We start from the raw sequence: 24376 nt of genomic DNA, 5'->3' as shown, positions 1-24376 counted from the left end.
GAATAATGAAAAGAATATAATAAAAATCTTTTTCATAATAAGTACTTTTCATTTATTATAACACAATCTTTTCAGATTCCAATTATAATTAATTAATTATTAATCTAACTGTTTAAGCCTGTTGCCCAGAGAAATAAATTGAAACGTACACCCTATGAATTTTATTTTATTCATTTATCAAAATGCAACTTAGTTGCATTTAATTTTTTATTTGTTACTATTCCATAAATGCAACTCAGTTGCAAAAGGAGACAAAATGAAAAAATCTGTTCTTTTACTATTTAGTTTATTATTTGCAACAGTAAGTTATGCAAAGGTTAATGTTGTTGTAAGTGTCATACCACAGCAAACATTTGTTGAAAAAATTGGGGGTGATAAAGTAAATGTAACAACCATGGTTAAACCAGGAAGTGATCCACACTCATATGAACCAAAACCTTCTCAAATGGTTGCCATCTCTGAAGCAGATATTTATTTTCCTATCAAGATAGAGTTTGAAAATGCTTGGTTAAATAAATTTAAAGAGCAAAATAAAAAAATGAAGTTTATCGAGATGACAAAAGGTATTAAATTTATAAAGATGCCTGATCATGGAAAGATGTTTACTGAACATGAGGACCATGATCAACATGGAGTTCATAGCGAAGAGGAATTGCCTTTTGAATGGGCTGGTGTTTTTGAGCTTAAAAAAGGGGAATACACTTGGAGCTTTGATAAAGTTGATGGAAAATATGCCGATCCTAAAATGAGATTTTTAATGATGGAAGTTCATGAAGATAATCATGGACACGGTCATCATCATGGAGATGAAGGTGATGTAATAGAAGAACATGAGGATGAAGCAAAAAAGATTTTTGAATCAAAAACAACTATTGCAAAACATGGTGATACCCTAAGTAAAAATGAAACAACTTATGAATTACACTTTGATCAAAATAAAGATCAAACTCTATTTAAAGTATCTATAAAAGAGGATGGAGAATATATATTCTTTACACAACACTTGCCTTTTGAGTTTGAAGGGAAAGAGCACTTCTTTAAAGACTTGGCTAGAAATGATGTAGAACCAGTTGCACAACACCCTGAAGCAAATGAACATGGACATGAACATCATCACCATCATGGTGAAAACGATCCACATAGCTGGGTAAGTCCTTCAAATGTAAAAATTATGGCAAAAAACATCTATGATGCTTTAGTCAGTATTGATTCAAAAAACAGCTCATATTATAAAAGAAACTATGAAAATTTCTTAGATGAGATAAATGCTACGAATAGCAAAATTAAAAATCTCTTGATGAATATTGAAACAGGATCAAAATTTTTAGTCTTTCACCCATCATGGGGATATTTTGCAAAAGAGTATGGTCTCGTTCAAGTAGCTATTGAAGTTGAGGGGAAAGAACCAAAACCAAAGATGTTAAGTAAAATTATAGATTATGCTAAAGAAGAGAATATAAAAGCAGTATTTACGCAACTTGAGTTTTCAGATAAAAGCTCTAGAGCTATTGCAAGCGAACTCAATGTAAAAGTTATAAAAGAGACACCTTTAGCTGCAGATTGGTCAAATAATTTGATAAAAATGGCTGATGCAATTGCAAACAACAACTGACACTATTATAACAGTAGAAAACCTTTGCTTTTCCTATGAAAAGCAAAAGGTTTTAACCGATATTAACTTCTCTGTACAAGAGAAAGATTTTATTACCATTATAGGACCAAATGGCGGAGGTAAATCGACTCTATTAAAACTTCTTTTGGGAATAAACCCTTTACAAAAAGGGAACATCACTATATTCGGCAAAGAGTATATAACACAAACATCACAAATTGGATATGTTCCTCAAAATACAAACATCAATATTAACTTTCCTATAAATGTATTAGAGGTCGTAATGATGGGACAAAACTCACTTAGTCAAAGACTATTTGGATATAAAAAAGAGGAAAAAAAGAAAGCTCTTGAAACTCTAAAAAAAGTAAATATGGCTGATTTTGCTTCTAAAACCATTGCTGACCTTTCAGGCGGTCAGAGACAAAGAGTATTTATAGCACGTGCACTTTTCTCAAATCCAAAAATACTTATGCTTGACGAACCTACTGCAAGCATTGATGTCAAAGGTTGTGAACAGATATACAACACTTTAAAAGAGCTCAGTGAACATATAACTGTGCTCGTAGTAAGTCATGATATTTCAGTGATATTGCAATATGCCACAAGGGCATTTTATATCAATAAAACTATAGTAGCGCATGACCTTAGTAAAATAAAAAGAAAATTCGAAGATACAAATTCTCATATTTGTGAAGTTGAATTATTAGAAAAGTTAGGAGACTGTAGATGTTAGAATCATTCTTTAATACACTCTCTTATACATTTATGCAACATGCATTGATATCAATTATATTAGTAAGTATCATTACTGGGATTATAGGTAGTTTGGTTGTAATTAATAAAATGGTATTTTTATCTGGTGGAATTGCCCATAGTGCTTACGGGGGGATTGGCTTGGCAATTTATCTGGGTCTTCCCATGCTTCTTTCTACTTCTCTTTTTTGTATATTTATAACCATTATTATTGCGTTGGCAAGTTATAAGCAAAGAGAACATTTGGATATTCTTATTGGTATCATGTGGGCAACAGGTATGTCTTTTGGTATTATTCTAGTAGATCTTACTCCTGGTTATCAATCAGATCTCATGAGCTATCTCTTTGGTTCGCTGTTAGCCGTAACGGAAAATGACCTTATCTATATGAGTATACTTCTAGCTGTTATTATAAGCATCATATCTGTTTTTTACAGAGATATATTAGCAGTATCCTATGATACAGAGTATGCCGCTTTAAGAGGTATAAAAACAAAGTTTTTTTATACACTTATATTGGTATTATCCAGTTTAACTATAGTAGTTGCAATAAAAGTTGTCGGGCTTATTTTAGTTATAGCACTCTTAACAATTCCTATATATATTGCAAGTTTTTTTTCAAAAAGTTTATCTGCTATGATGGTAAACGCCACACTGCTATCAATACTCTTTTCCCTTATTGGATTAACAATATCTTATAACTTTGATTTGAGTTCAGGTCCCTCTATTATTATGATAAGTTCATTGTGTGCACTTATTGTATTTACACTAAAACATAAAAAATATAAATAAGAAAGAAAAATGATAAAAATTGATTTTAAAAAATTAAATGGTTTGGTTCCTGTAATTACACAAGAGTTTGGAACCAACGAAATATTAATGCTAGGATACATGAACCAAGAAGCATTAGAGTTAACAGTTAATACAAAAATTGTGCACTATTTTTCAAGAAGTAAAAATAGAATTTGGAAAAAGGGTGAAACCAGTGGTCACATTCAAAAACTTATTGATTTAAGAGTAGATTGTGATGAAGACACTATTTTAGTTATTGTAGAACAAGTTGGAAATTCTGCTTGTCATACAGGTTCAAAATCTTGTTTTTTTCGCTCATATCTTAACAAAAAAGATAGGATAAATATTGTTGAATCAAAGGTTGCCAATCTTCCAACTCGATATGGTAGATTTAATGTCAAAGCCTATAAAGATGGTTGTCAAGAACATTTAGCCATCATGAGCAAAGATTTTGACTGCATTGAAACACCTTTAGTGAGAATCCACAGCGAATGTCTTACGGGTGATAGTATTGGCAGTTTAAAGTGTGATTGCAATAATCAACTTGATTTAGCGTTAGAACTCATTGCAAAAGAAGGTGGTTTGGTTATTTATCACAGACAAGAAGGACGTAATATTGGTTTGGTCAATAAAATCAATGCCTATAACCTTCAAGACCAAGGGTTTAACACCGTTGAAGCCAATTTAAAACTGGGTTTTCAAGAGGATGAACGAGATTATAGAGTGGTTGAATATATCCTCAAGGATTTAGGAGTAAAACAAATTAAGCTTATTACCAATAACCCAAAGAAAATAGACTTTGTTGAGCAAAGTGGCATCAAGATTATTGAGCGAATTCCCGCCATTACAAAAATCAACCAACACAATAAAAATTATTTACAGACAAAAAAAGAGCATTTTGGACATCTACTTTAAAAGGATTAGCATGTTAAAAGACAAAGATATCGAAAATTTAAAAAATCAATTACTTGATAAGAAAACAAAACTTTTAGAAGAAACCCGTACCAGTCAAGATATTATAAAAGGATTATTAAGTGAGACAAGTTATGACGAAATGGACTATGCAGAAATTTCTACAGACAGTCATAATTTAAGATTGTTAAGAGAAAAACAACTTCAAGAACTAACTGAGATAGATATAGCCCTTAAGAAAATAGAAGATAAAACCTATGGCATATGTGAAATGTGTGATGAACAAATTGGAATTAAACGATTAAAAATCAAACCTCACGCTAAGTTTTGTATTCATTGTAGACCTCTGTATGAAAAAAGTATAAAAAAAGAATTATCCGTTTTCTTTCCCCAAAAAAAATAAGAGAAAATGTCTGAAAGATTTATATGATAGTGATAACGAAGAGATTTGAACTTTCGACCCAACACTGCTAGTAAATCAAAGTACCTATGTATAAAAAAATGCTAACAGTTTTTATGCCCTACGAATTGCCTATTGTTTCATAGTAACTCATTTTTTATTGACAATCGTTATATATTTTAATATACTACGATGTTTATTTACTTACCTATTTGCACTTTTTCACAATTAAAGATAAGTAAAGGACACATATGAAAGAAAATCCGACCATTGTCAATTTAAGACATGAACCCCTAGAACAAATTCAGAGTTTTGGGAATTGTGATATTACTCAAAAATTTGACCCCAATGGAGTAAAACCTGTGATGGTTGATTTCATTTATCCTCCAGTACCATTTCCTCCAAAAACTATTTTTAAAGAATTTGGTGAAGAAAACATTATAAAAATGGTGAAGTACCATCATGGACTTTTGAAAAAAAGTGCCATCAAAGATCTCTTCAGTCAAGATGAAAAAATGTTTGAAATGGTCACACAAAGAACAGCAGAATTTTTTATGGAAGCCTTAGGAGGAGGAGAGAGATACTCTTCAAAACATGGACACCCTCACCTTCGTTCACGTCATTTTCCTTTCACCATTGATGAACATGCTCGTGATATTTGGTTGATGTTTTATAAAAAAACACTCAAAGATATTGACTTTCCAAGAGAACATATCCAAGCTTTTTGGGAATGGATTGAAGCCATGTCACTTCGTATGATTAACAGACGTACCATGATGGAAACCCCAAAACGATACCCTTTTTCTGAGATTGAACATGAATTTAATTTAGGAGAGCCTCATGAAAAGTAGATTTCTGTTTCTTTTTTTTGTTGTATGCAGTTTGACTCTTCAACTCTTTGCTCGAACCATCACAGATATGAGTCAAACCAATGTAGAAGTACCTCAAAACATAGAGCGTGTTTTTGGTTCAGCTCCACCCACGACATTTTTAGTGGCTTTGTACAATCCAAAACTGCTTGCAGGACTTAACTTTCCTGCTTACAATCAAAACAATTATGGTAGTGAAAAATATTTGGGAGAACATTTTATGAATCTTCCTATCCTGGGTGGATGGCATGGAAATCAAAAAGGTGCAAGTATTGAGAAGCTTTTAAGTGTCAATGCACAAATTATTTTGGCATGGCAGAATGATTTTCTACTCAAACAAGTCCAAAGTAGTCTTCAAAAAGTCAACATCCCTATAGTAATGATTGAAGCTGATGTGCTTGAAAAAACACCTCAAACTTTTCGTTTTTTGGGAAAACTATTTAATATGACACAAAGAGGAGAGGCACTGGCATCATATGCAGAGAAAACATTACATGAGATAGCCCAAATGACTCACAAAATTCCAAAAGAGCAGCAAGTGAGTTTTTATTATGCACAAGGAGCTAACGGTCTACAAAGTGACTGCAGTAACTCATTTCATACCACACAATTTCGATACATCAATGCAAATAATATCTATGAGTGCACTCAAAAAAATATCATGGGAATGGAGAGTTTGAACTTTGAGAGCATCTTTAAAGCCAATCCAGATTTTATCATCGTACAGTCAGCAAAATTTTACAAAGATATTTTTCTCAATGCTCAGTGGAAGATGCTTGATGCAGTCAAAAATAAAAGAGTCTATTTAGTGCCTAAAACACCTTTTAACTGGATAGACAGACCTCCTTCATTCATGAGACTTTTAGGAATTCATTGGTTAAGTTCTGTGATGTATCCACAATATTATACAAAAGATATCAAGCAAGAGATTCAAAAGTTTTACGAACTCTTTTTTCACATTAAACTCACACATGATGAGTTAACAGAGATAACTAAAGGGGCTTTTTAGTCTCAAAGAGGAGATGATGTCTCCTCTTTGAATCATGCCACATGCCAGACCAACAGACCAATTGTTGAAAAAGTCTCTCGTATGATTTTGTCCTCTTTTACATAAGGTTGTAAAAGCTCCTTGACTTTCATACGAGTCACTTCTATATCTTTCATTTTTAAATGTTCTAATACATCATCTGTCATCTCATCAACGGTTCCTTCTTGTAACCAATTGTGTTCAAAAAAATCTTCATGAACCTGATATCCTAAAGACTCTAAATACTCTTTGGTATCAAAGAATTTACTTTTATACTTATTTTCAACTCCCAATAATGCAAGGATATCATCCATTAAAGGAGAATGTCTTGGAGCAGAAAAAGAGACATAAATGCAAGTTTTTTTTGACAAATCCATCATGGTATGTAAATCCTCGAAACTTCCAATAGCTGGTGTCATAGCACTTAATACAATATCATACTGCTGTTGTGCATCAAAAAGTTTAAAATCACTTTGCAACAACTCAATATTTTCAACACCATCGTGTGCAATATACTCTTTAAATCGTTGCAACATTCCAGAAGAGAGATCCACACCTGTAATATGTTGAGCCTCTTTTGATATAATAGAGCTGTACAAACCGGTACCACACCCAATATCTAAAATACTTTTTTGGTGAAAATCAACACCAAACTCTCTTACTTTATTAATCACTTTAGTGGGGGTTACTAATCCATAAGCATCCAGTGGGCTTGGGTAATTCTTAGATTTAAAATCCCAAAACGTTTCCATTATTATCCTTTAGTAATTGTTTTATTTGTTTATTGTTCAATTTGACATTTAAAAAGAGTTGATAAAATGCATCAACATCCTTCTCAATCTTATTTGGATACAAGTCAGTATACAAAAGACTGCTTAACCATTGAGCTCCCAATATTTTCATAAAAGAAGGAGGTCTGTCAAACCAACTAAATGGTGTACTTGGTATCAAGTAGACTGCTTTATTCTTAACTGCTTTAATATCTCTAAAACGTTGTGACTTATAAATATTTTCATAAAAACTGCGTTCTTGTGTAATAATAACATCTGGGTCGTATAACATCAACTGTTCGGCAGTGATACGTTCACGTCCATAACCAATTTTATTACTGCATCTGTGAGGATTGTACGCTCCAACATATTCAATTAAATCTGCATGAATCGAGGCATGACACTCTGTTAACAAACCATCTACACCCTCTGCATAATAGACCACTTTTTTTACTTGAACCTTCTCTTTCACACTCTGTACTTTTTGCAAAGCTTTGCGTACATAGTTTGAAAGACGCTCTCCTCGTTTTTGCATTCTTAATACTTCACCTACTTCTTTATAAAGATGAACATAATCATCAATAGTGGCAATATTCACACCATACGTTTTAAAACCCAATCCTTTAAGTTTGTCATCTACAGGCTTATATCCATTATTGTAGTTCCAAGTGAGCACCAAATTAGGTTGTACTTTTAATAAAGTTTCAAAATTTGGGGTATTTCCTTGCCCAAACCAACCTCCAATTACAGGTAATTGTGCTATACTACTGTCAATAAAAGTCAATTCACGTTGCTTGAATTGATAATTTATTCCTGCAATTACCTTAGGATTGAATGAGTACAAAAAATAGGTTGCTGGAGGTGAAGCTCCAAAAACAGTAAAGTTTTCTTTAGCGAAAACAGTACCAACAATCATCAGAAAAAATAAAATTTTCTTCATTAATACTCCTTTTTTTAGTCTTTTTGGTCAAACTGTATATTTTTTATACAATATTTTTGTAAATAACTGTTGACTTTTTATTCGTTATATATTACAATATACAACGAAAAATTGCAAGTAGGTAGAAAATGAATATAGGTTTAATGCTTTTATATGAGAACTGGGGTAACAATTACTCAACAGCTTTTCAAAATCAACACGATCTGATTATGCACGCTGAAAAATTGAATTTTGATGATGTTTGGATTACTGAACATCACTTTAATAAATTCAGTCTAAGCTCTTCCATCCTGACTCTCATGGCATATATCATTGCGTCCACAAAAAAAATAAATGTAGGAACAGCTTCCATACTGACTCCCATTTACAATCCAATTATTGTTGCTGAGGCGATTGCGACTCTGAATATTCTTAGCAATAATCGTTTCTATTTTGGTGTCGCAAAAGGTGGTCCCTTTAAAAAACAAAACGAACATTTTGATTTTGAAGATGCGCGTAAATCCATGTTACATAATCTTGACCAAATATTTTCTCACTTAAAAGAATCAAGCGATGTTTATCCAAAACCTATTGGCAATATTCCGACGTTTATAGCTTCTAAAGATGAAAGCAGTATCCGTTATGCAGCTCAAAGAGATATTGGGCTCATGGCGGCACATCTGTGGCCAATGGCACTCATAAAAAACATGTTAACACAATATGAAGAATTCCATCCTCATCATGCTTCAGCTAAGATGATGTGTTCACGTGGTTTTTATATGGCTCAAAGCAATGAAGAAGCTATAAATGAAGCACTGCCCGCCTTAAAACGATTCAGAGAGCAAATGGAATCTCAAGGCATCAGCAACCCGATATTTTATGATGAAAACCATTGGATTGAAAATGGTATCATTGGTGATAAACAAACCTGCGTAGAAAAAATAAATGAGTTAAAAGCTTTGGGTGTTACCCACTTAGCTTTAAAACCGATTTCAAATGAAGTTGAAAAAAACAAAGCATCATTGGAGCTATTTTCACAAGAAGTTTTGGTGAATTGTTAATATGAAGTCGATTTTAGTGCTATTTTTTCTTTTAATCATACTGGCTGTGTGTTCACTCTCATTGGGACAATACGAAATACAAACCATGCAAATTGTACAGTTTTTTCTGTTTAAATTAGGGCTAGCTGACGTTGAAAATGCGCAACTGCTCCAAAACATTCTCATAGAGATTCGCTTTCCAAGAGTCATTGCCTCTATTTTGATTGGGGCATCATTGGCCATTTCAGGGGTAGCTTTTCAATCCATGTTTAAAAACCCTTTGGTCTCTCCTGGTATTTTGGGAGTGCTTTCAGGTGCTTCCTTTGGAGCAGCTTTAGGAATGATATTTTTTAAAGATTTTTTACTCATACAAGCCTCCTCTTTTGTTTTTGGAATTTTAGCAGTATTCATAGCTTTGTTTATCTCTTTTTTCAACAAACAAAACCAACTCATACTGCTTATTTTAGGAGGGGTTGTAAGCTCTGCATTTTTTAGCTCCATGCTCTCCATTACAAAATACATGGCAGACCCATATGATGAACTGCCTGCTATAGTATATTGGCTCATGGGAAGTTTGGCTTTGATTGATAAAGAGACCATTTATCTGGTGACTGTTCCTATTTTATTGGGAATATTCTTGATGATATTTCTTTCTAAGTATCTCAATATTTTAAGTTTAGGAGACGAAGAAGCAAAGAGTTTAGGGATTAATGTCAAGTTGACACGCTTTATCATCATCTTAATTGCCACATTTATCAGTGCATTTACAGTCGTACTTGCAGGAATGATTGGGTGGGTAGGATTGGTGATTCCACATATTGCTCGATTACTTTTTGGTTCCAACAATATCTTAATCGTACCGATTTCTGCACTCTTGGGTGGTATTTATTTATTGATCATTGACAATGTATCTCGTACGCTTTTCAGCGTAGAAATACCCATTGGAATCTTAACTTCTCTTATTGGGATTCCATTCTTTGCGTATGCACTGAAAAATGTAAAAAAAGGTTGGGGATAATGTTTAAAGTTGAGAATCTAAAGTTTTCTTATGGAAAAAAAGAGATATTAAAAGGAATTGATTTTGAAATCAACTCTTCAGATGTGATTTCAATATTGGGACCAAATGGATGTGGGAAAACCACACTATTAAAACTTTTGCTGGGCTTTTTAAAACCCTCACAAGGTGAAGTCTATTTTGAAAACCAACCTATACGAAAAATCAAATCCAAACACTTTTTTCAACGTGTTGCATATATTCCACAAATACACGACGGTTCCTTTGGATATTTAGTCAAAGATGTTGTTCTCATGGGAAGAATGCCATATAAATCGCTCTTTACTAATTTCAATAAGCAAGATAAACAAATTGCACAAGAGGCGCTTGAATTGTTGGGCATTGGGCATTTAAAAGATGAAATCTATACCACGTTAAGTGGTGGTCAACGACAACTTATTTTAATCGCTCGAGCCATCACGCAACAAGCCGATATTTTTATCATGGATGAACCCGTAAATGGTTTGGATTTTGGCAACCAGTACAAACTGCTTAATCAAATCAAAGCTTTGTCCAAACAAAATATTACATTTATAAAAACCAGTCACTACCCAGATCATGTCTTTTTTGTATCAAATGAGGCCATCTTTTTAAACAAAGGAAAGATACTTGAAAAAGGTGACCCCAATACCATTATAAGAGAGGAGAATATTGAAAAAGTCTATCAACTCGAATCAAAAATCGAGTGTTTGCATGACAGAAAAATTTGCGTCGCTGTATAAAAACTTTTTTTTGCCATGCGTTATATAAAAAAATATATAAAGAAAAATTAAAGGAGAGTAAATGAAATTAAAACTATCACTAATAGTGACTCAAGTCTGTATTAGTGCAACTTTTGCACAAGATGTACACATAGAAGAGATTGACATCAGTGAAAACCAACTGATCAATGTAAACAGATTAAGTGATGAGAAAAAGACCATCACACTTAAAGAGGAAGCCGTAAAACCTCTCTCGATGAATGATGCACTTAAAAAAGAGTTTTATGTTGATTTTAAAAAATCAAGTGAGTATGAATCTGAACCCTATATTCGTGGTCGAGGAAACAAAGGTGTACCTGTGTTTATTGAAGGGATGCGTTTGAATGCTGGACATGATGACTCTACAAACTTGTTTGGTCTGACAGATATTGCAGATATAGAAGTCTACAGAGGAGCTAATGGTGCCAAGCTTGGTATGGGTGCCATGAGTGGTGCTGTGGTTGTAAAGTTTAAAGAACCTACTTTCAGTGATAAAAAAGAACTCGAACTCTCAGGGTTTTTAAATGGGAAACAATCATTTCTATCAAAAGATGGTTATACCACTACCATGGGTGCCTCTTTATACAATGACACCTTTAACTTTTCAGTGAGTGGTGGTATAAATGATTACGCTAACTATGAAGATGGAAATGGGGATGAAGTTCTTCATTCACTCTATGATACCAATAACTTCAATGCCTCAATGTCCGTAAAGACTTCTGAAGACAGTTATGTGTATGCACGTTATATGAGAGATAAAGCAGATTCTCAAGACCCTTATACAAGAGCTTATAATGCAGCTTCTGATTTGTGGACCTATACCAGTCGTCCTAATGATGAAGGAAAAAGCTACTTCTTGGGCTTTAAAAAAGAGCAATTTGCAGGCTTAATCAATATTGACATTCAATACTTTAAAAATCAAATGCATTATGACTACTTTATTGAACGAGAAGATGCCATTAAGGATCAACAACAACTCTTCAGAGACAGCGATACACATGGGGTTAAACTCTCTGCCCAAAAAGCCTTAGACCATCATCTGTTAGGATTTTCAGCCAGCTACTCAGATATGTATATTTCCAACGGTGTCAGACGATTTCAAGCTGGAAGCTGGACACCTTGGCAAAGTGCTTTTGGTATCACAGAAGGTGAAATAAAATCACAAATGCTCTCTTTATCAGATGACATACAATTGGACAAACTCTTTGTTAATGTCGCTGCAGGATATGAACGAGTCAAAAGAGATGTCACGTCAAATATCAACAGTTCTAAATTCATTGCAGATGGACGAGTGCCTGCTGCACTTTTAGGTGAGATTGTACGAGAAAATACCAATGAAAAAGATGACCTTCTGTCATTGAGTGCAACGATTGGATATGAAGTATCCCCTGCTTTTACTCCCTACTTGAAAATATCAAATGCCACTCGAACACCCTATTTTAATGAACAGTATGGAAACAATCCCAACATGGGAACACAAGTCCCTAACCAAGATTTAGACAATGAAGAGGTTTATGGTGCAGACATAGGTGCAGATGGTCAAATGGGGAAATTCTACTATACCACTGCAGCATACTATCAAAAATATAAAGACTATATTGAATTGGTCAATACAGGTTATGTGACCAATAGTACAAACTTACCGATTAAACAATTTATTAATTTAGATGAAGCAGTTATTTATGGTGCTGAGTTAATGATGGGATTTGAAGTATTTGAGAATATCTTTGCGGAAGCAGCCTATACCTATACACGAGGGAAAAATAAAGAGCACAATGAACCATTGGCATATATCACTCCTCAAAAGCTCACATTATCTCTGGCTCAACGTCAAAAAATAGGTCTGAGTTGGGAAATTAAACAAGAATTGGTTGATAATCAAAATAAAGTCTCTTCCGTCAATGGAGAGGTTGAAACTTCGGGTTATGGGCTGACCGATTTTTCACTCAGTTATGCGTTTGGCAAAGTAGGTCTTTTTAAAGAAGCTACGCTGGCATTTGAACTGAACAATATCTTTGACAAACGTTACAGAGAGCACTTAAGCAAAGTCTCTTCAACCAGTTATTATCTGCCAAATGAAGTAGGAATTAATGGTGCGATTGCACTTCATGTATCATTTTAAATTTATCAAAAAAAGGAGAAACGTATGAAAAAAACAATATTTTGTTCTATCTGTTTGGCCTCGTTGTTATATGCAAACGAGAGTGAACAATTCAGACTGGGAGAGATCGATATCAGTGATAATATTGAGCTTCAAAATAGTGTAGAGCTTTACAGTGAAGACTTTGAGCTTCACTCACATGAGGATATCTCTGAAAGTTTAGAGAGTGCTTCAGGAGTATTTTTATCAAATCTTGGGGGACGAAATGAATCCACTATCTCCATTCGTGGTTTTGATTCCAGACGAGTGAGTGTCTACATGGATGGAATTCCTATTTCTGTACCGTATGATGGAAACTTTGATTACTCTCGGTTTTTAACAGCAGATTTATCAAAAATCAGCATTGAAAAAGGATTTTCATCTGTGACTTATGGTGCCAATACCATGGCAGGAGTGATCAACTTAGTCTCAAAACGTCCAACAAAAGAGTTTGAAGGAGACATCAGCATGGGAATCACCTATGATGATGATTGGAGCCGAAGTGCCCACACTACATCAGTGAATTTAGGAACCAAACAAAAAGACTTCTACTTACAACTCTCTGGAAGTATAAGAGACCGTCACCACTTTAATGTCTCCAAAGATTTTGACACAACTTCACAACAAGACAATGACCAACGTGAGAATTCAAGTTCAAGTGACGTCAAAGGAAGCATCAAGTTAGGAATTACACCTACAGATAACAGTGAATATGCGCTTGTTTATTCAAAACAACACGGAAAAAAAGAGCAACCACACGTGAGCGATTTAAAATACAGTCGAGACAAATATTGGGATTGGCCATATTGGGACAGAGAGAGTATCTACTTTCTTTCAAATCATCAGTTTGACAACAGTTATTTAAAAACGCGTTTGTATAAAGATTGGTATAAGAACGCTCTACAAAGTTATGATGATGCGACTTATTCTACCCAGACGCGAAATTCATCATTTGACAGTAACTATGATGATTACAGTGTCGGTGGTTCTGTTGAATTTGGAACCAAGTTTGTCTCTAATGAAATCAAAACGTCTGTAACATATAAAAAAGATGTTCACAGAGCGTATGATGATGGTGCCATTGATGAAGAATATGATGATGAAACTTTCTCTGTTGCACTTGAAGATATATACAGTATCAGTGATAGTCTGAATCTTGTTGCTGGAATAAGTTATGACCGTTTGAAACCTAAAAAGTTGTGGGATTCAAATACGGCACCAGTTGATATGGGGAGCAGTGAATCAAGCTTGAACCCACAAGTTGGACTCTTTTATGATATTGATAAAAAACAAAAAACAAGCTTCACAGTAGCTCGTAAAACACACTTACCAACCATGAAAGAGCGATATTCAAGACGACTGGGAAGAGCACTTCCAAACTCTGATTTAGAAGCAGAGAAAGCGACACACTATGAGCTTTCTTATGCCAATCGACTGACACCTAACTTTCACTTTAAAACCAATCTTTTTTTAATCGAAGTGGATGATGCAATTGAGAGTGTCAATGTTGGAACACTGGAGCAAAATCAAAATGTAGGTGATTTCAGACACACTGGGGTTGAACTTGAAGTAAGTTACTACTTAGAGCAAGCAGAGTTTGGAGGTAACTACACCTACATGAAAATCAAAAACAAACAAGACTCAGATTTCAAACGTATGGGGATTCCAAAACACTCTGCATTTGCATATTTCAAATATAACATCATGGATAATTTAGCTTACTATGCCAATGCAACGTATCAAACTGGACAATACTCACAAAATAATGATGTCTACTACAAAACTGAAGCATTTACTCGCGTAGATACTAAACTGATGTTTGACTATAAAGATATCTCTTTTGAAGCGGGTGTAAAAAACCTATTTGACAAAGATTATGAATTTGATGCAGGTTTTCCAGAACCAGGTCGAGAGTTCTTTGCCAATTTAAAATACTCATTCTAAAGGAGAGGTATGACCTACGGACTGCTGTTACTATTTGAACATCAAGAAAATCTCCAATCCACTTTGAACAAACAAATCAACCTTATCAAACTCTTTGATAAGGTGATTGAAAGAGTTTGGGTCACAGAGCATCACTATCATCCTATGAGAGTCAACTCTGCGCCATTGATGATACTTAACCATTTAATACAACATACTCAAAAAGAGTTGGGTGTTGCTACTTTACTCTTGGGGTTTTATGATCCTGTTTACACAGCAGAAAACATATCGATGTTGAGTCATCTTGCACAAAGAAAGATTCATATAGGTGTAGCAAAGGGAGGGAGAAGTGAAGTTAAAAATTCACATTTAAACCTCACAGAACAGAGTGCTCGACACTTCATGTTACAAAATTTAAATACCATCCAACCCATATTACGAAATGAAAAGGTACATTATCAAACCAAGGCTTTCACACTTTCACCTCAAGTCAACCATCCCATAGAGTTCTCCGTAGCTTCTTTAAATGATGATGTAATACAGTATGCCGCTTTACATGATTTGCCTTTAATGGCTGGACATAAATGGAGTTTGGATGAAATTCAACAGATGATTTTAACCTATAAGCTCTTTCATCTACACAATAAAAAACCAAAAATTATATTAGCACGCATATTTTGTCCTACCCATGATAAACAAACAGTGATACAAAGTATCAAAGAACAAACTGACAAAAACCGAGCCTTGGTTGCTCAGTTTAATCCTAACCATGAGCCAAAGCAACTCAATGAAGTCATTTTTGAAGAGAGTTTGATTGGAAGCATTGATGAAATTCACAGCAAAATAAATCACTTAAAATCTCTGGGCGTAGAGCATATTATTTTGCGTCCTGTTATGAATAAACTCAATACTAATGATATTGAAAAAACTTTAGGAGTATTACTATGAAACTGATTTTTACATTTTTCTTATTAGCCCTTTGGGCTTTTAGTGCAACGTTAAGCGTTGATGGTGTGGTTAAACATAAATTTGAACTTAATAAAGAGAGCTTTTTTAAACTGCCTCAAACCCAACTCAAAGAGGTAGATGTGGTATGTAGTTCAGGAGAAGTCAAACAAGAACCTAAAAAAGTGAGTGGCGTTTTATTGATGCAACTTCTACAAAAAGCAGGCATCGATATTCAAAGCAAAAAGAAGTTAAACCAAGTCAGCATTTTAACTACAGCCATGGATAATTATGCCGTAGCATTCAGTTACAATGAACTCTTTAATACCGACATTGGTAACAGTGTGATTGTGGTGTATGAAAATGAGAGCTTCTCACTCTATTCACAAAAAGACTTTTTAACAGGTCCACGTCATGTTTACGCACTGGAAAACATACAAGTGCAGTACCTCAAAAGGACACACAATGATTGATTCTATTAAACTCTATGTAGAGTACAGTATCATAGGAGTTTTAGCTTTTATGAGTTTTATAACACTTTGGTTTGCACTGGAGAGATACTTCTATTTAAACACATTAGATGTCTCATCTTTTAAAAAAAAGGGGGAATTAGAAAACTCTTTAACCAATAACCTTACCACCATCTCAACGATTGCATCCAATGCTCCGTATGTAGGACTGTTTGGAACGGTGTGTGGAATCATGATTACTTTTTATAAAATCTCAGAAAACAGCACCTTTGATACCAACAGTGTGATGATGGGCTTGGCTTTGGCACTTAAAGCAACAGCAATAGGGATTTTAGTCGCAATTTTTGCCACAGTTATTTATAACGGTTTGGCACGTAAAGTAGAAGTGCTTATGACGACTTGGGAAGATTTGCATGCGTCTTAAAAAGTTTGATTCCATGAATGTCATCCCTTTTATTGACATCATGCTTGTACTCTTAGCGATTGTGTTAACATTCTCTACGTTTATTGCACAAGGAAAAATTGACTTAAAATTGCCCAATGCAACTTCGACTCAAACAAGCAAACTGAAGATGCGTGATATCCTAATTGATGCTAAAGGTGTCATCTATTTTGATAAACATATCCTCAGTTTAGATGAGCTCAAGAGAGAACTTGCCCAACTTGAAAAGCAGACTCCACTCTCTTTAAAAGCGGATGAAAATACGCCTTTTAAAACCTTTGTACAAATCATTGATTTATTTAAGCTCTTAAAATTAGAGAAAATATCGATTATCACAGAGTTAAAACGATGAATTCACGTACCATTAAAGCCTTTATTATCTCACTATTTATTCATGTCTCACTCTTTGCAACTTTCATTCAATGGGAGAAGCAATCTCTTGAGAAAAAAAATCTGGTAGTCATTGACATGAGTATGATTCATAAAAACACTCAAATTAAAAAAGTGAAAGAGAAAAAAGAGCATACCAATAGCAAAAAACGAATCAAACAAGTTGAACAAAAAAAGATTAAACCTAAAAAGAAAGCCAACAAAAAAGAGCTTAAAAAGAGTGAAGAGAAGCAACCCTTGAAAAAAGAAGATTTAAAGAAGAAACCTGAACCTAAAAATATCAAGCCTCAACAACAACTCAAAAAACAAGAGGAGAGTCAAAAGCGAGTCAAAAGCGGTGAGAGTTACCAACAACAGTACATCAAAAATAATCTGGCACAAATCATTGCTGCCATTAAAAAGTACAAAAACTATCCGTACATCGCAAAAAAAAGAGGATATGAAGGAAAAGTTTTACTTCAAGTTCATATTCATACTGATGGCACCATCTCAAATATTCAACTCTTAGAAGCTTCACCTTTTAAGATATTAAATGAGAACAGTATAGAGATTTTAAAACAGGCATCTAAAGAATTTATGCGACCAGAAAAACCCATAACACTCAGTATACCTTTTAATTACTACTTGGAATAGTTTTTATTAGTTTAAAAAAATATGTGTAGTGATGATAATATTAAGGCTAAAAAAGAGATTGTCTATTTTCGTTACCATAGCGTTACCCAAAGAAAACAGGAAAAAGTGTAACAAAGGTCGATATGATGGTGGAGACGATCGGGTTCGAACCGACGACCCCAACGCTGCCAGCGTTGTGCTCTCCCAGCTGAGCTACGTCCCCAAAGAGATGAAATTATAGCAAATAAATTATTGTTTTTGCTTGAAATGAAAAAAATTTCTATTATTTAAAAAAAATAATAGTTCTCATTACTTACTTTTATCATAATTATGTAACAATTGACTTAACTATAATAAAGGTCTGTTATGCAAAATGCCATCATTGGAGTCTACTTGTTTGTTGTGTTATTGGTTGGTCTCAAAGCCGGACAAAACATAAAAGGGATGAAAGAGTATGCTGTTGCAGGAAAATCATTTGGTACACTTGCTATTTTTGCAACATTGAGTGCCTCTTTTATTGGTGGTGGCTTTTCAATGGGAAATGCTGAAAAAGTATTTTTAGTTGGAGTATCAAACATAATCGCACTTTGGGGTTTTAGTCTCAAAGAGATCCTTGTAGCAAAATACATTGCGCCCAATATGCAACACTATGAACATGCCATCTCAGTAGGTGACATCATGGAACCAGCATATGGGAAAGAGGCCAGAATATTCAGTGGTGTTTTTGGGTTTATTTTATGTGCGGGTATTTTAGGCGCACAAATTGGTGCCATTGGGTATATTTTCAATCTTTTCTTAGGCATTGACAAAACCTATGGTATTTTAATTGGTATGAGTATTGTCATCATCTATGCCACCATTGGTGGAATGAAAGCCGTTGTTTGGACCGATATTATTCAATTTATTGTTTTAGCGGTGGGGATGCCTTTGGTTTTGTACTTTGGATTAGAGAGTGTGGGAGGATGGAAAGTACTACAAGCAACTGTTCCAGAAGCACGACTTACTCTGCCTACAGACCTACATAGTATTCTCATTTTAATCTCTTTTTTTTTAACCTTTTTATTGGGAGAGACCCTCGTACCACCCTATTTACAACGATTGCTTATTGGGAAAGAGATAAAAAAGGTCTCTCAAGGAACACTGTTAAGTGGTCTTTTTTCGATTCCTTTTTTTGCAATGACGGGACTGATTGGTCTGATTGCGCTTGCCATGAATCCTGAACTCAACGCAAACCTTGCCATGCCATATGTGATACAAAACTCACTGAATCCTTTGCTTCAAGGTATTGTCATAGCAGCCATTATTTCAATCATCATGTCATCGGCTGACTCTTTTTTAAACTCTGCAGCGATTGCTTTTAGTAATGATTTAATTAAACCCATAAAAAAAGTGCCTTTAACAATAGAGACTGAACTGAAAATGGCACGTTATATTACCCTTTTTGTAGGACTTGTTGCAGTTATTTTTGCATTATCAATTGACAGTGTATTGGACATACTTATCTACTCCTATAACTTTTGGGCGCCAACAGTGTTGGTTCCTTTAGCTTCTGCTTTATTGGGCTTAAAAGTGAGTCGTTTACGTTTTCTTGCAGGTTCAATTGCAGGCATACTGGGAGTGGTTATTTGGAACTATCTGTTAAGTTCTCCTTTAGGTATTAATGGTCTGGTTATAGGTACCTTGTGTAACTTTATTGTTTTTTTCAGTGTGGATAGAAAAGGGGCCAAACAACAAAGAGTCCAAGCAGTATAACTGCTTTTGTGTTGTGCTTAAGACTATTTTGATATAGTTATATTTTATGAGAAAAGGAAATTAATGGCAATCAAAGAGAATCAACTTGTAAGCATGTATTATGAACTCAAAGTCAATGGAGAAAAAATAGACAGCAATATTGACACTGCACCCATTGAGTTTGTGTATGGCACACGACAAATCATCTCAGGACTTGAAGACAGAATTCAAAACATGAATGAAGGTGAAACCAAAGAGATCAATGTACCTGCCAATGAAGCGTATGGTGACTACGACGAAACACTCGTACAAATTCTTCCCATTGAGGATTTTGAAGGCATTGATTTAGAAATTGGCATGGTACTTGAAGGAGAGGCTGAAGATGCAGAACCTGTTCGAGCAACGGTTATTGATGTAACCAAAGAGGATGTGAGTGTGGATTACAACCATCCACTTGCAGGGTGTGACTTACTGTTTAAAGTCACCATTGATAAAATCAAGTAACCCTACTCTTTATCAAATCCATCCACAATAATGGCACCCATGGATGCTGGCATGGATATGATAATCACACGTTTTATCGCAATCATTGTCTCATCAATAAGCGGCAGTTTATTGATGGCCAACAAAATCAGTGCCACAACCACACAAGCCATTAAATACGCAATAAAGACTCTGAAGATAAAAGCGACTTGTTTGTACTTAATGTTGGCTTGAAAGACACTTTGATACGCATAGAAACTCAAAAAACAAAACGATAACAGCAAGAGTAAAAAGATATTAAAAAAAGGCAAGGATTCACTTAAACTCCATGCCTCTTCTGAAAATGAAATCGGTATTGCTAAAGCAAAAGAACCTATGATGATTTGACTTGCGTCTTCTAAATTAAATCGCAGACTCTTTAACATATACGCTCACTTCTTTATAAGATTTTATTTATCATAGCACTTTCTCATTTAGATTTTGGTTTGTTTTATGATAAAATCAGACGCTCAAAGACAAAACAAGGGGTACAATGATCACAGCTGCACTTGAAGGAATCACACAACAAATCGAAGCACTCATTCATAAAAACACAGATGTGAATTATGAAAACATCAAAACTGACGTGGAGATGATATTATCCGACGTAGAGATCTTTAACGTTGACAACAAACTTGATGCAAAAGCCGTTGATTTATACGTTAAAAAAGTCATCACTCAACGAAACAGCCTTTTAAAACAACAAGAGCAAATGAAAATTGAAAACTCCAAAGCGAGCAAATACGCCCTGATTGAGTCTATTTGTCAACAATATGAGTTTCAAACCAAAGAAGAACTTTTACAAACAATTGAGCAGTTAGAGAAAAAAAGCATGTCCGAACTAACAGATCTATGTAACTCTTTTAATACACTCTGATCATCGATGTTCGCTAAAAGCCAACTTTAACCCCAACACTGCAAAACTGCCAGCAAAAAACTTTTGAATAGCTGATGTCAATTTTTCAGAACGAAGAAGCAGTTGACTGAAATAACCTGCCATAAAACCATACACAATAAATACAACCAATGTCATCAACATAAAAATAGCTCCCAACAAAAGCATCTCCCAAAGTGGGTCTTGTTGAGTTGTTGAAACAAATTGAGGGAGAAAAGCCAGAAAAAAAACAGAGAGTTTGGGGTTTAATATATTAATTAAAAAACCTTTTATAGCAATAGAGACACCGTTGGTTTTATTTCTGTTTTCATCCAAAACAAAAGAAGAGGATGAACGCCACATTATCCATGCAAGATAGAGCAAATAAACCACTCCCAGATATTTTATAACTTGAAACGCCAATACACTTGTATGAAAAATAGCCGCTAAGCCCAAAACACTTGCAAGCAATGATGGAACAATACCAAACGTACAACCAAGTGCAGCATAAACACTGGCTTTTTTACCTAAAAACAGACCTGCTGATACAGTGTATAATACACCCGTACCTGGGATAAGAACCACCACCAAAGAAGTGAGTAAAAACTGCATTGAAACCATCATCAACTCCTCAATATTTAATGTGCAACTCTCTTTGCTTTAATTGAGTACACCAAAGGAACCTGTTGCCCTTTGTGTAACATCTGATACCCAAAATTTGGTACAAACTCTAAGCCCTCAAAACAATTATATGGACTATACGGGTACTCACAAAAAGACTCAATGCGTAATCCTGCATTGATCAAAGCAGTAGTTACTTCACTCAATGAGTGAGACCACGTAACAATCGCAGAGGCTGTACCATCGCAGTTTTCTGTATACGTACCCTCTTGCTCAATATCAGGAGTACTCTTGGGAAAATAAGAATAGCCCGATAAGATATCAAAAAAGGGATGAAACTCTACTAGATGAAATTCCCCATCCGTTTTTAAAGCATTGGCAATGGTTTGTGCCCAATCATTTAAGTTTTCCAACCAAGATAACACACCATACGAAGTAAATACAATATCAAATTGCTGTTTATTCTTTTGTCCAAACGTACAGACATCACTTTCTATAAAAGTGGCATCCAATCCCAAAGACTCTTTGAGTGCATTTGCCTCTTTTATGGCTTCAGAAGAGATATCTACTCCCGTAACGTGGGCTCCTAATCTGACCCAAGACAAACTGTCTTGTCCAAAATGGCATTGCAGATGCAATAAAGACTTTCCTTGGACATCACTTAGTTGTTTCAGTTCTATCGGGTTTAATGAGCATTTCCCTTTTTTAAACGCTTCTATATCATAAAACTTCGATTTTATATGTACTTTTGTTCTACTGTTCCATGCTTCTTTGTTGATATTTAAATAATCCATTTTTTGTTCCTATATATTTGTTTGTATTTGTTAACTTATCTTTGAATCACTCTTACACTGTTTCTTTATGGCAATTATTGTTCAAACTTTTTAATTCTAACTTATACGCATTTAAATCAAAATTGAGAGTTGTTTATTTCCCTTACTCTTTTAAAAGATATTGAGCCACAACTTCTTTTGTTTTTATATTTAAAAGCTTAAAAACAATATCAAATGTCTCTTTCTCTTTGTGTGGACATGAACGTAGAAAATCACCGTTTCTATGAAGCGAGAGTTTACCACTGCCAGAGAGTAATCCTGCCACTTTACCTTCAAGTTCAAAAGCCAGATTCTTTTGATTTTTTTTGATTTTTTCATATTCATTCACAGTGACATTTTTTAAATGCATCGTATTGATTTTTTGAATATTTTCTGCTTTGACTTTTTGAAAATAGTTGCTATTGATGTATTCATTTTTTAAATACACATGCTTGTTCTCAAAAACAGAGAGCAAATGCGCAAACTTCTTTTTTGAATCTATTTTTAATGTCTTTAATTGCGTATCATAGCTTACCTGAAGGGTTTTATTGCTCCTGACTTTAATACTGTTAAAACAAAACTCGGTACTCTCTTCATGAGATTCAATGCCCCACCAATTTAAAATCTTATATAACAGCACTTCATTTTTATCTAAATAGTACAAATCTGATTCATACAACTCACTGTACGCGTACAAATAAGGATTACAAACGAAAAAGAAAAGACAAAGTAACTTAGTCATTGTTTATGGGACTCATTGCTTTTGACCAAACGAAGGAACATCGAAAAACCTTTGCTGTGTGCATCTATGTTTTTATCAATAAAATCAATATAATAGATTAAATAAGGCAATTGTTTGACAGATGTAGTACTCCAATAAGGTGCAAAACTCTCTAAACGTTTTATATCAGGAAAGAGTGTTGTGTTTATTGCATCTTTTTCACACTGAACAAGAAAAATAGTTTCCAACTCTTCGATTGTGGGAATACGCCATTGACTTTTTAAACGGCTTTCAACCTCTTTTGCTTCATAAAAACTCATGAGTTTTGGCATCTGTTGACAACCAATCCCCTCTTTCCATTGACTGCCAACACTGCATCGCATCCACGTCAATTGTGTCTTTTTATCATATACGTGTTCTCCCATAAGCGTAAAACGTGATCTATCTACGGTATCACACTTGGATAAAAGCAGTGTGTTTAACATGAAGCAAAAAAACAATACTTGTTTCATTTATTTACGCTTACTTTTAAACGAGCGTATAAAGGGGATTGTTTGTAAATCATGAGTATTTCCTGTTTGATTTTCTTGGTGTCGATTTTATTTTAAAGCGAACTGTTTATTAAATCTGTATTGTATAAATAAAGCACTTAAAGTCACTCATTTTAGACAACATTTAAAAGATATGTGACGTTTTTACCTTACTTCTTTTTTGTTCAAGTGCCTATAAATGGATGATTGTAAATCTGATTTAAGTTTATTTTGCTATAATTTTGTAACAATGTAATAAAAGGAGTCTCTTATGTCTTCAATTAACGATATCGTTGATAGTTTTAATACGGGGTTTTTTAGTAAGGTCGTAACCACTGAAGAAAATCCCATGGAACTTGATGTCAAAACACCGAAAGAACTCTCTGGCTTCGAAGAAAAAATGAATGTTGTAAGCACTGAAAAGTCCCCTCCTCCACCTACCACATCCGTCGCACTTGATGGATTCACTTATAACATCTTTAACAGAATGGTACCAGCCAAAATTATAATAGAGGGTGTTCATGCTCAAGAATTATTTTTTGATAAAAATGGAAATTGGGACGTAGAAGCAGAAGCAGAATCGTACAAACAAAAAGAACTCGCTCATAAAACAGAGTTTATTGAAAACTGGATAAAAGATAATGGCTATGCTGAACTACAAAATAAAGCTGAACTGATGAAAGCACTCTTAGCCAAAACTGAACTTTAATCACTCTTTGCCTCTCCCTTACCTTTCATAGGTGAGAGAGCAC

General features: G+C 34.4%; 28 protein-coding genes, 1 tRNA gene and 1 pseudogene. 22 read left to right on the top strand and 8 right to left on the bottom strand.

The window, feature by feature from the left end; all coding sequences use genetic code 11:
* The first annotated feature begins 256 nt into the window (after positions 1–256).
* The 8 genes and pseudogenes from CRV04_RS02615 to CRV04_RS02585 all read left to right on the top strand — a co-directional run bounded on the left by CRV04_RS02615 (position 257) and on the right by CRV04_RS02585 (position 6350).
* The gene (locus tag CRV04_RS02615; RefSeq protein ID WP_128995060.1) at positions 257–1612 is read left to right on the top strand and encodes a metal ABC transporter solute-binding protein, Zn/Mn family; all 1356 of its coding nucleotides are present in this window, start codon (positions 257–259) and stop codon (positions 1610–1612) included.
* Positions 1590–2348 carry a metal ABC transporter ATP-binding protein gene (locus CRV04_RS02610; RefSeq protein ID WP_128995059.1) on the top strand — a complete coding sequence of 253 codons (759 nt, stop codon included), beginning with the start codon at positions 1590–1592 and terminating at the stop codon, positions 2346–2348. Before CRV04_RS02615 ends, CRV04_RS02610 begins: the two co-directional genes overlap by 23 nt.
* Entirely contained in the window at positions 2342–3160 is an 819-nt protein-coding gene (locus CRV04_RS02605) for a metal ABC transporter permease (RefSeq protein ID WP_128995058.1), read from the top strand. The genes CRV04_RS02610 and CRV04_RS02605 overlap by 7 nt, the downstream gene beginning before the upstream one ends.
* Positions 3161–3169: 9 nt before the next feature.
* A pseudogene (gene hisI, locus CRV04_RS12950) lies at positions 3170–3487 on the top strand (phosphoribosyl-AMP cyclohydrolase); the annotation flags it as partial.
* A 12-nt stretch (positions 3488–3499) separates the two neighbouring features.
* A complete protein-coding gene (ribA, locus tag CRV04_RS12945) occupies positions 3500–4075 on the top strand; it encodes a GTP cyclohydrolase II (protein ID WP_228126450.1) in 576 nt (191 codons plus the stop codon).
* Positions 4076–4085: 10 nt separating this feature from the next.
* Positions 4086–4475, top strand: coding sequence for an RNA polymerase-binding protein DksA (dksA, locus tag CRV04_RS02595; protein WP_128995056.1), 390 nt, complete (start codon positions 4086–4088; stop codon positions 4473–4475).
* A 248-nt stretch (positions 4476–4723) separates the two neighbouring features.
* Positions 4724–5323, top strand: coding sequence for a globin domain-containing protein (locus tag CRV04_RS02590; RefSeq protein ID WP_128995055.1), 600 nt, complete (start codon positions 4724–4726; stop codon positions 5321–5323).
* On the top strand, positions 5313–6350 hold the full coding sequence (locus tag CRV04_RS02585; RefSeq protein ID WP_128995054.1) for an ABC transporter substrate-binding protein: 1038 nt from the start codon (positions 5313–5315) through the stop codon (positions 6348–6350). The genes CRV04_RS02590 and CRV04_RS02585 overlap by 11 nt, the downstream gene beginning before the upstream one ends.
* A 32-nt stretch (positions 6351–6382) precedes the next feature.
* On the opposite strand, the gene CRV04_RS02580 is transcribed toward CRV04_RS02585, so the two are convergent.
* Positions 6383–7120 carry a class I SAM-dependent DNA methyltransferase gene (locus CRV04_RS02580; protein WP_128995053.1) on the bottom strand — a complete coding sequence of 246 codons (738 nt, stop codon included), beginning with the start codon at positions 7118–7120 and terminating at the stop codon, positions 6383–6385.
* Positions 7098–8078, bottom strand: coding sequence for an ABC transporter substrate-binding protein (locus tag CRV04_RS02575; protein WP_128995052.1), 981 nt, complete (start codon positions 8076–8078; stop codon positions 7098–7100). Before CRV04_RS02575 ends, CRV04_RS02580 begins: the two co-directional genes overlap by 23 nt.
* 128 nt (positions 8079–8206) lie before the next feature.
* On the opposite strand from CRV04_RS02575, the gene CRV04_RS02570 reads away from it, so the two are divergent.
* From CRV04_RS02570 to CRV04_RS02525, 10 genes are all read left to right on the top strand, one after another.
* Positions 8207–9118: an LLM class flavin-dependent oxidoreductase gene (locus CRV04_RS02570; RefSeq protein ID WP_128995051.1), complete on the top strand. Its 912-nt coding sequence runs from the start codon at positions 8207–8209 to the stop codon at positions 9116–9118.
* A 1-nt stretch (position 9119) separates the two neighbouring features.
* On the top strand, positions 9120–10115 hold the full coding sequence (locus tag CRV04_RS02565) for a FecCD family ABC transporter permease (RefSeq protein ID WP_128995050.1): 996 nt from the start codon (positions 9120–9122) through the stop codon (positions 10113–10115).
* Positions 10115–10873, top strand: coding sequence for an ABC transporter ATP-binding protein (locus CRV04_RS02560; RefSeq protein ID WP_128995049.1), 759 nt, complete (start codon positions 10115–10117; stop codon positions 10871–10873). Before CRV04_RS02565 ends, CRV04_RS02560 begins: the two co-directional genes overlap by 1 nt.
* Positions 10874–10934: 61 nt before the next feature.
* Complete coding sequence (locus CRV04_RS02555; protein WP_128995048.1) at positions 10935–13013, top strand: TonB-dependent receptor; 2079 nt, start codon at positions 10935–10937, stop codon at positions 13011–13013.
* 24 nt (positions 13014–13037) lie between these two features.
* Positions 13038–14975 (top strand): TonB-dependent receptor plug domain-containing protein, encoded by a 1938-nt coding sequence (locus tag CRV04_RS02550; RefSeq protein WP_128995047.1) that lies wholly within the window; start codon positions 13038–13040, stop codon positions 14973–14975.
* 9 nt (positions 14976–14984) lie between these two features.
* Positions 14985–15902 carry an LLM class flavin-dependent oxidoreductase gene (locus tag CRV04_RS02545; RefSeq protein ID WP_128995046.1) on the top strand — a complete coding sequence of 306 codons (918 nt, stop codon included), beginning with the start codon at positions 14985–14987 and terminating at the stop codon, positions 15900–15902.
* A complete protein-coding gene (locus CRV04_RS02540) occupies positions 15899–16372 on the top strand; it encodes a hypothetical protein (RefSeq protein WP_128995045.1) in 474 nt (157 codons plus the stop codon). The genes CRV04_RS02545 and CRV04_RS02540 overlap by 4 nt, the downstream gene beginning before the upstream one ends.
* Entirely contained in the window at positions 16365–16793 is a 429-nt protein-coding gene (gene exbB / locus CRV04_RS02535) for a TonB-system energizer ExbB (RefSeq protein WP_128995044.1), read from the top strand. The genes CRV04_RS02540 and exbB overlap by 8 nt, the downstream gene beginning before the upstream one ends.
* Positions 16783–17163: a biopolymer transporter ExbD gene (locus CRV04_RS02530; RefSeq protein ID WP_128995043.1), complete on the top strand. Its 381-nt coding sequence runs from the start codon at positions 16783–16785 to the stop codon at positions 17161–17163. The genes exbB and CRV04_RS02530 overlap by 11 nt, the downstream gene beginning before the upstream one ends.
* On the top strand, positions 17160–17834 hold the full coding sequence (locus tag CRV04_RS02525) for an energy transducer TonB (RefSeq protein ID WP_128995042.1): 675 nt from the start codon (positions 17160–17162) through the stop codon (positions 17832–17834). Before CRV04_RS02530 ends, CRV04_RS02525 begins: the two co-directional genes overlap by 4 nt.
* A gap of 126 nt (positions 17835–17960) precedes the next feature.
* Here CRV04_RS02525 and CRV04_RS02520 read toward each other — a convergent pair.
* A tRNA-Ala gene (locus tag CRV04_RS02520) sits at positions 17961–18036 on the bottom strand.
* A 143-nt stretch (positions 18037–18179) separates the two neighbouring features.
* On the opposite strand from CRV04_RS02520, the gene CRV04_RS02515 reads away from it, so the two are divergent.
* The gene (locus CRV04_RS02515; RefSeq protein WP_128995041.1) at positions 18180–19565 is read left to right on the top strand and encodes a sodium:solute symporter family protein; all 1386 of its coding nucleotides are present in this window, start codon (positions 18180–18182) and stop codon (positions 19563–19565) included.
* Between the two features lie 63 nt (positions 19566–19628).
* Positions 19629–20048 (top strand): FKBP-type peptidyl-prolyl cis-trans isomerase, encoded by a 420-nt coding sequence (locus CRV04_RS02510; protein WP_128995040.1) that lies wholly within the window; start codon positions 19629–19631, stop codon positions 20046–20048.
* A gap of 2 nt (positions 20049–20050) precedes the next feature.
* Here CRV04_RS02510 and CRV04_RS02505 read toward each other — a convergent pair whose 3' ends face one another.
* Positions 20051–20452: a DUF2391 family protein gene (locus CRV04_RS02505; RefSeq protein WP_128995039.1), complete on the bottom strand. Its 402-nt coding sequence runs from the start codon at positions 20450–20452 to the stop codon at positions 20051–20053.
* A gap of 107 nt (positions 20453–20559) precedes the next feature.
* On the opposite strand from CRV04_RS02505, the gene CRV04_RS02500 reads away from it, so the two are divergent.
* The gene (locus tag CRV04_RS02500; RefSeq protein ID WP_128995038.1) at positions 20560–20943 is read left to right on the top strand and encodes a hypothetical protein; all 384 of its coding nucleotides are present in this window, start codon (positions 20560–20562) and stop codon (positions 20941–20943) included.
* Here the strand turns inward: CRV04_RS02500 and CRV04_RS02495 are convergent, their stop codons facing one another.
* From CRV04_RS02495 to CRV04_RS02480, 4 genes are all read right to left on the bottom strand, one after another.
* Positions 20944–21564 (bottom strand): LysE family translocator, encoded by a 621-nt coding sequence (locus CRV04_RS02495; RefSeq protein WP_228126446.1) that lies wholly within the window; start codon positions 21562–21564, stop codon positions 20944–20946.
* Positions 21565–21578: 14 nt separating this feature from the next.
* Positions 21579–22355: a class I SAM-dependent methyltransferase gene (locus CRV04_RS02490; RefSeq protein WP_128995037.1), complete on the bottom strand. Its 777-nt coding sequence runs from the start codon at positions 22353–22355 to the stop codon at positions 21579–21581.
* A gap of 142 nt (positions 22356–22497) precedes the next feature.
* The gene (locus tag CRV04_RS02485; RefSeq protein ID WP_128995036.1) at positions 22498–23070 is read right to left on the bottom strand and encodes a hypothetical protein; all 573 of its coding nucleotides are present in this window, start codon (positions 23068–23070) and stop codon (positions 22498–22500) included.
* A 41-nt stretch (positions 23071–23111) separates the two neighbouring features.
* Positions 23112–23606 (bottom strand): Lcl C-terminal domain-containing protein, encoded by a 495-nt coding sequence (locus CRV04_RS02480; RefSeq protein WP_128995035.1) that lies wholly within the window; start codon positions 23604–23606, stop codon positions 23112–23114.
* Positions 23607–23895: 289 nt separating this feature from the next.
* Between CRV04_RS02480 and CRV04_RS02475 the strand changes: the two genes are divergently transcribed.
* The gene (locus CRV04_RS02475) at positions 23896–24333 is read left to right on the top strand and encodes a hypothetical protein (RefSeq protein WP_128995034.1); all 438 of its coding nucleotides are present in this window, start codon (positions 23896–23898) and stop codon (positions 24331–24333) included.
* Positions 24334–24376: the final 43 nt, after the last annotated feature.

The organism is Candidatus Marinarcus aquaticus (assembly GCF_004116335.1).
GTDB lineage: Bacteria > Campylobacterota > Campylobacteria > Campylobacterales > Arcobacteraceae > Marinarcus > Marinarcus aquaticus.
The sequence above is the reverse complement of the archived record's forward strand: the minus strand, read 5'-3'. Positions and strand labels throughout refer to the sequence as shown.

Excerpts from the sequence above, each read along its gene's own strand:
- CRV04_RS02615 (WP_128995060.1), top strand. The coding sequence starts at position 257 with ATGAAAAAATCTGTTCTTTTACTATTTAGTTTATTATTTGCAACAGTA.
- CRV04_RS02610 (WP_128995059.1), top strand. The coding sequence starts at position 1,590 with ATGCAATTGCAAACAACAACTGACACTATTATAACAGTAGAAAACCTT.
- CRV04_RS02605 (WP_128995058.1), top strand. The coding sequence starts at position 2,342 with ATGTTAGAATCATTCTTTAATACACTCTCTTATACATTTATGCAACAT.
- dksA (WP_128995056.1), top strand. The coding sequence starts at position 4,086 with ATGTTAAAAGACAAAGATATCGAAAATTTAAAAAATCAATTACTTGAT.
- CRV04_RS02590 (WP_128995055.1), top strand. The coding sequence starts at position 4,724 with ATGAAAGAAAATCCGACCATTGTCAATTTAAGACATGAACCCCTAGAA.
- CRV04_RS02585 (WP_128995054.1), top strand. The coding sequence starts at position 5,313 with ATGAAAAGTAGATTTCTGTTTCTTTTTTTTGTTGTATGCAGTTTGACT.
- CRV04_RS02580 (WP_128995053.1), bottom strand. The coding sequence starts at position 7,120 with ATGGAAACGTTTTGGGATTTTAAATCTAAGAATTACCCAAGCCCACTG.
- CRV04_RS02575 (WP_128995052.1), bottom strand. The coding sequence starts at position 8,078 with ATGAAGAAAATTTTATTTTTTCTGATGATTGTTGGTACTGTTTTCGCT.
- CRV04_RS02570 (WP_128995051.1), top strand. The coding sequence starts at position 8,207 with ATGAATATAGGTTTAATGCTTTTATATGAGAACTGGGGTAACAATTAC.
- CRV04_RS02565 (WP_128995050.1), top strand. The coding sequence starts at position 9,120 with ATGAAGTCGATTTTAGTGCTATTTTTTCTTTTAATCATACTGGCTGTG.
- CRV04_RS02560 (WP_128995049.1), top strand. The coding sequence starts at position 10,115 with ATGTTTAAAGTTGAGAATCTAAAGTTTTCTTATGGAAAAAAAGAGATA.
- CRV04_RS02555 (WP_128995048.1), top strand. The coding sequence starts at position 10,935 with ATGAAATTAAAACTATCACTAATAGTGACTCAAGTCTGTATTAGTGCA.
- CRV04_RS02550 (WP_128995047.1), top strand. The coding sequence starts at position 13,038 with ATGAAAAAAACAATATTTTGTTCTATCTGTTTGGCCTCGTTGTTATAT.
- CRV04_RS02545 (WP_128995046.1), top strand. The coding sequence starts at position 14,985 with ATGACCTACGGACTGCTGTTACTATTTGAACATCAAGAAAATCTCCAA.
- CRV04_RS02540 (WP_128995045.1), top strand. The coding sequence starts at position 15,899 with ATGAAACTGATTTTTACATTTTTCTTATTAGCCCTTTGGGCTTTTAGT.
- exbB (WP_128995044.1), top strand. The coding sequence starts at position 16,365 with ATGATTGATTCTATTAAACTCTATGTAGAGTACAGTATCATAGGAGTT.
- CRV04_RS02530 (WP_128995043.1), top strand. The coding sequence starts at position 16,783 with ATGCGTCTTAAAAAGTTTGATTCCATGAATGTCATCCCTTTTATTGAC.
- CRV04_RS02525 (WP_128995042.1), top strand. The coding sequence starts at position 17,160 with ATGAATTCACGTACCATTAAAGCCTTTATTATCTCACTATTTATTCAT.
- CRV04_RS02515 (WP_128995041.1), top strand. The coding sequence starts at position 18,180 with ATGCAAAATGCCATCATTGGAGTCTACTTGTTTGTTGTGTTATTGGTT.
- CRV04_RS02510 (WP_128995040.1), top strand. The coding sequence starts at position 19,629 with ATGGCAATCAAAGAGAATCAACTTGTAAGCATGTATTATGAACTCAAA.
- CRV04_RS02505 (WP_128995039.1), bottom strand. The coding sequence starts at position 20,452 with ATGTTAAAGAGTCTGCGATTTAATTTAGAAGACGCAAGTCAAATCATC.
- CRV04_RS02500 (WP_128995038.1), top strand. The coding sequence starts at position 20,560 with ATGATCACAGCTGCACTTGAAGGAATCACACAACAAATCGAAGCACTC.
- CRV04_RS02495 (WP_228126446.1), bottom strand. The coding sequence starts at position 21,564 with ATGATGGTTTCAATGCAGTTTTTACTCACTTCTTTGGTGGTGGTTCTT.
- CRV04_RS02490 (WP_128995037.1), bottom strand. The coding sequence starts at position 22,355 with ATGGATTATTTAAATATCAACAAAGAAGCATGGAACAGTAGAACAAAA.
- CRV04_RS02480 (WP_128995035.1), bottom strand. The coding sequence starts at position 23,606 with ATGAAACAAGTATTGTTTTTTTGCTTCATGTTAAACACACTGCTTTTA.
- CRV04_RS02475 (WP_128995034.1), top strand. The coding sequence starts at position 23,896 with ATGTCTTCAATTAACGATATCGTTGATAGTTTTAATACGGGGTTTTTT.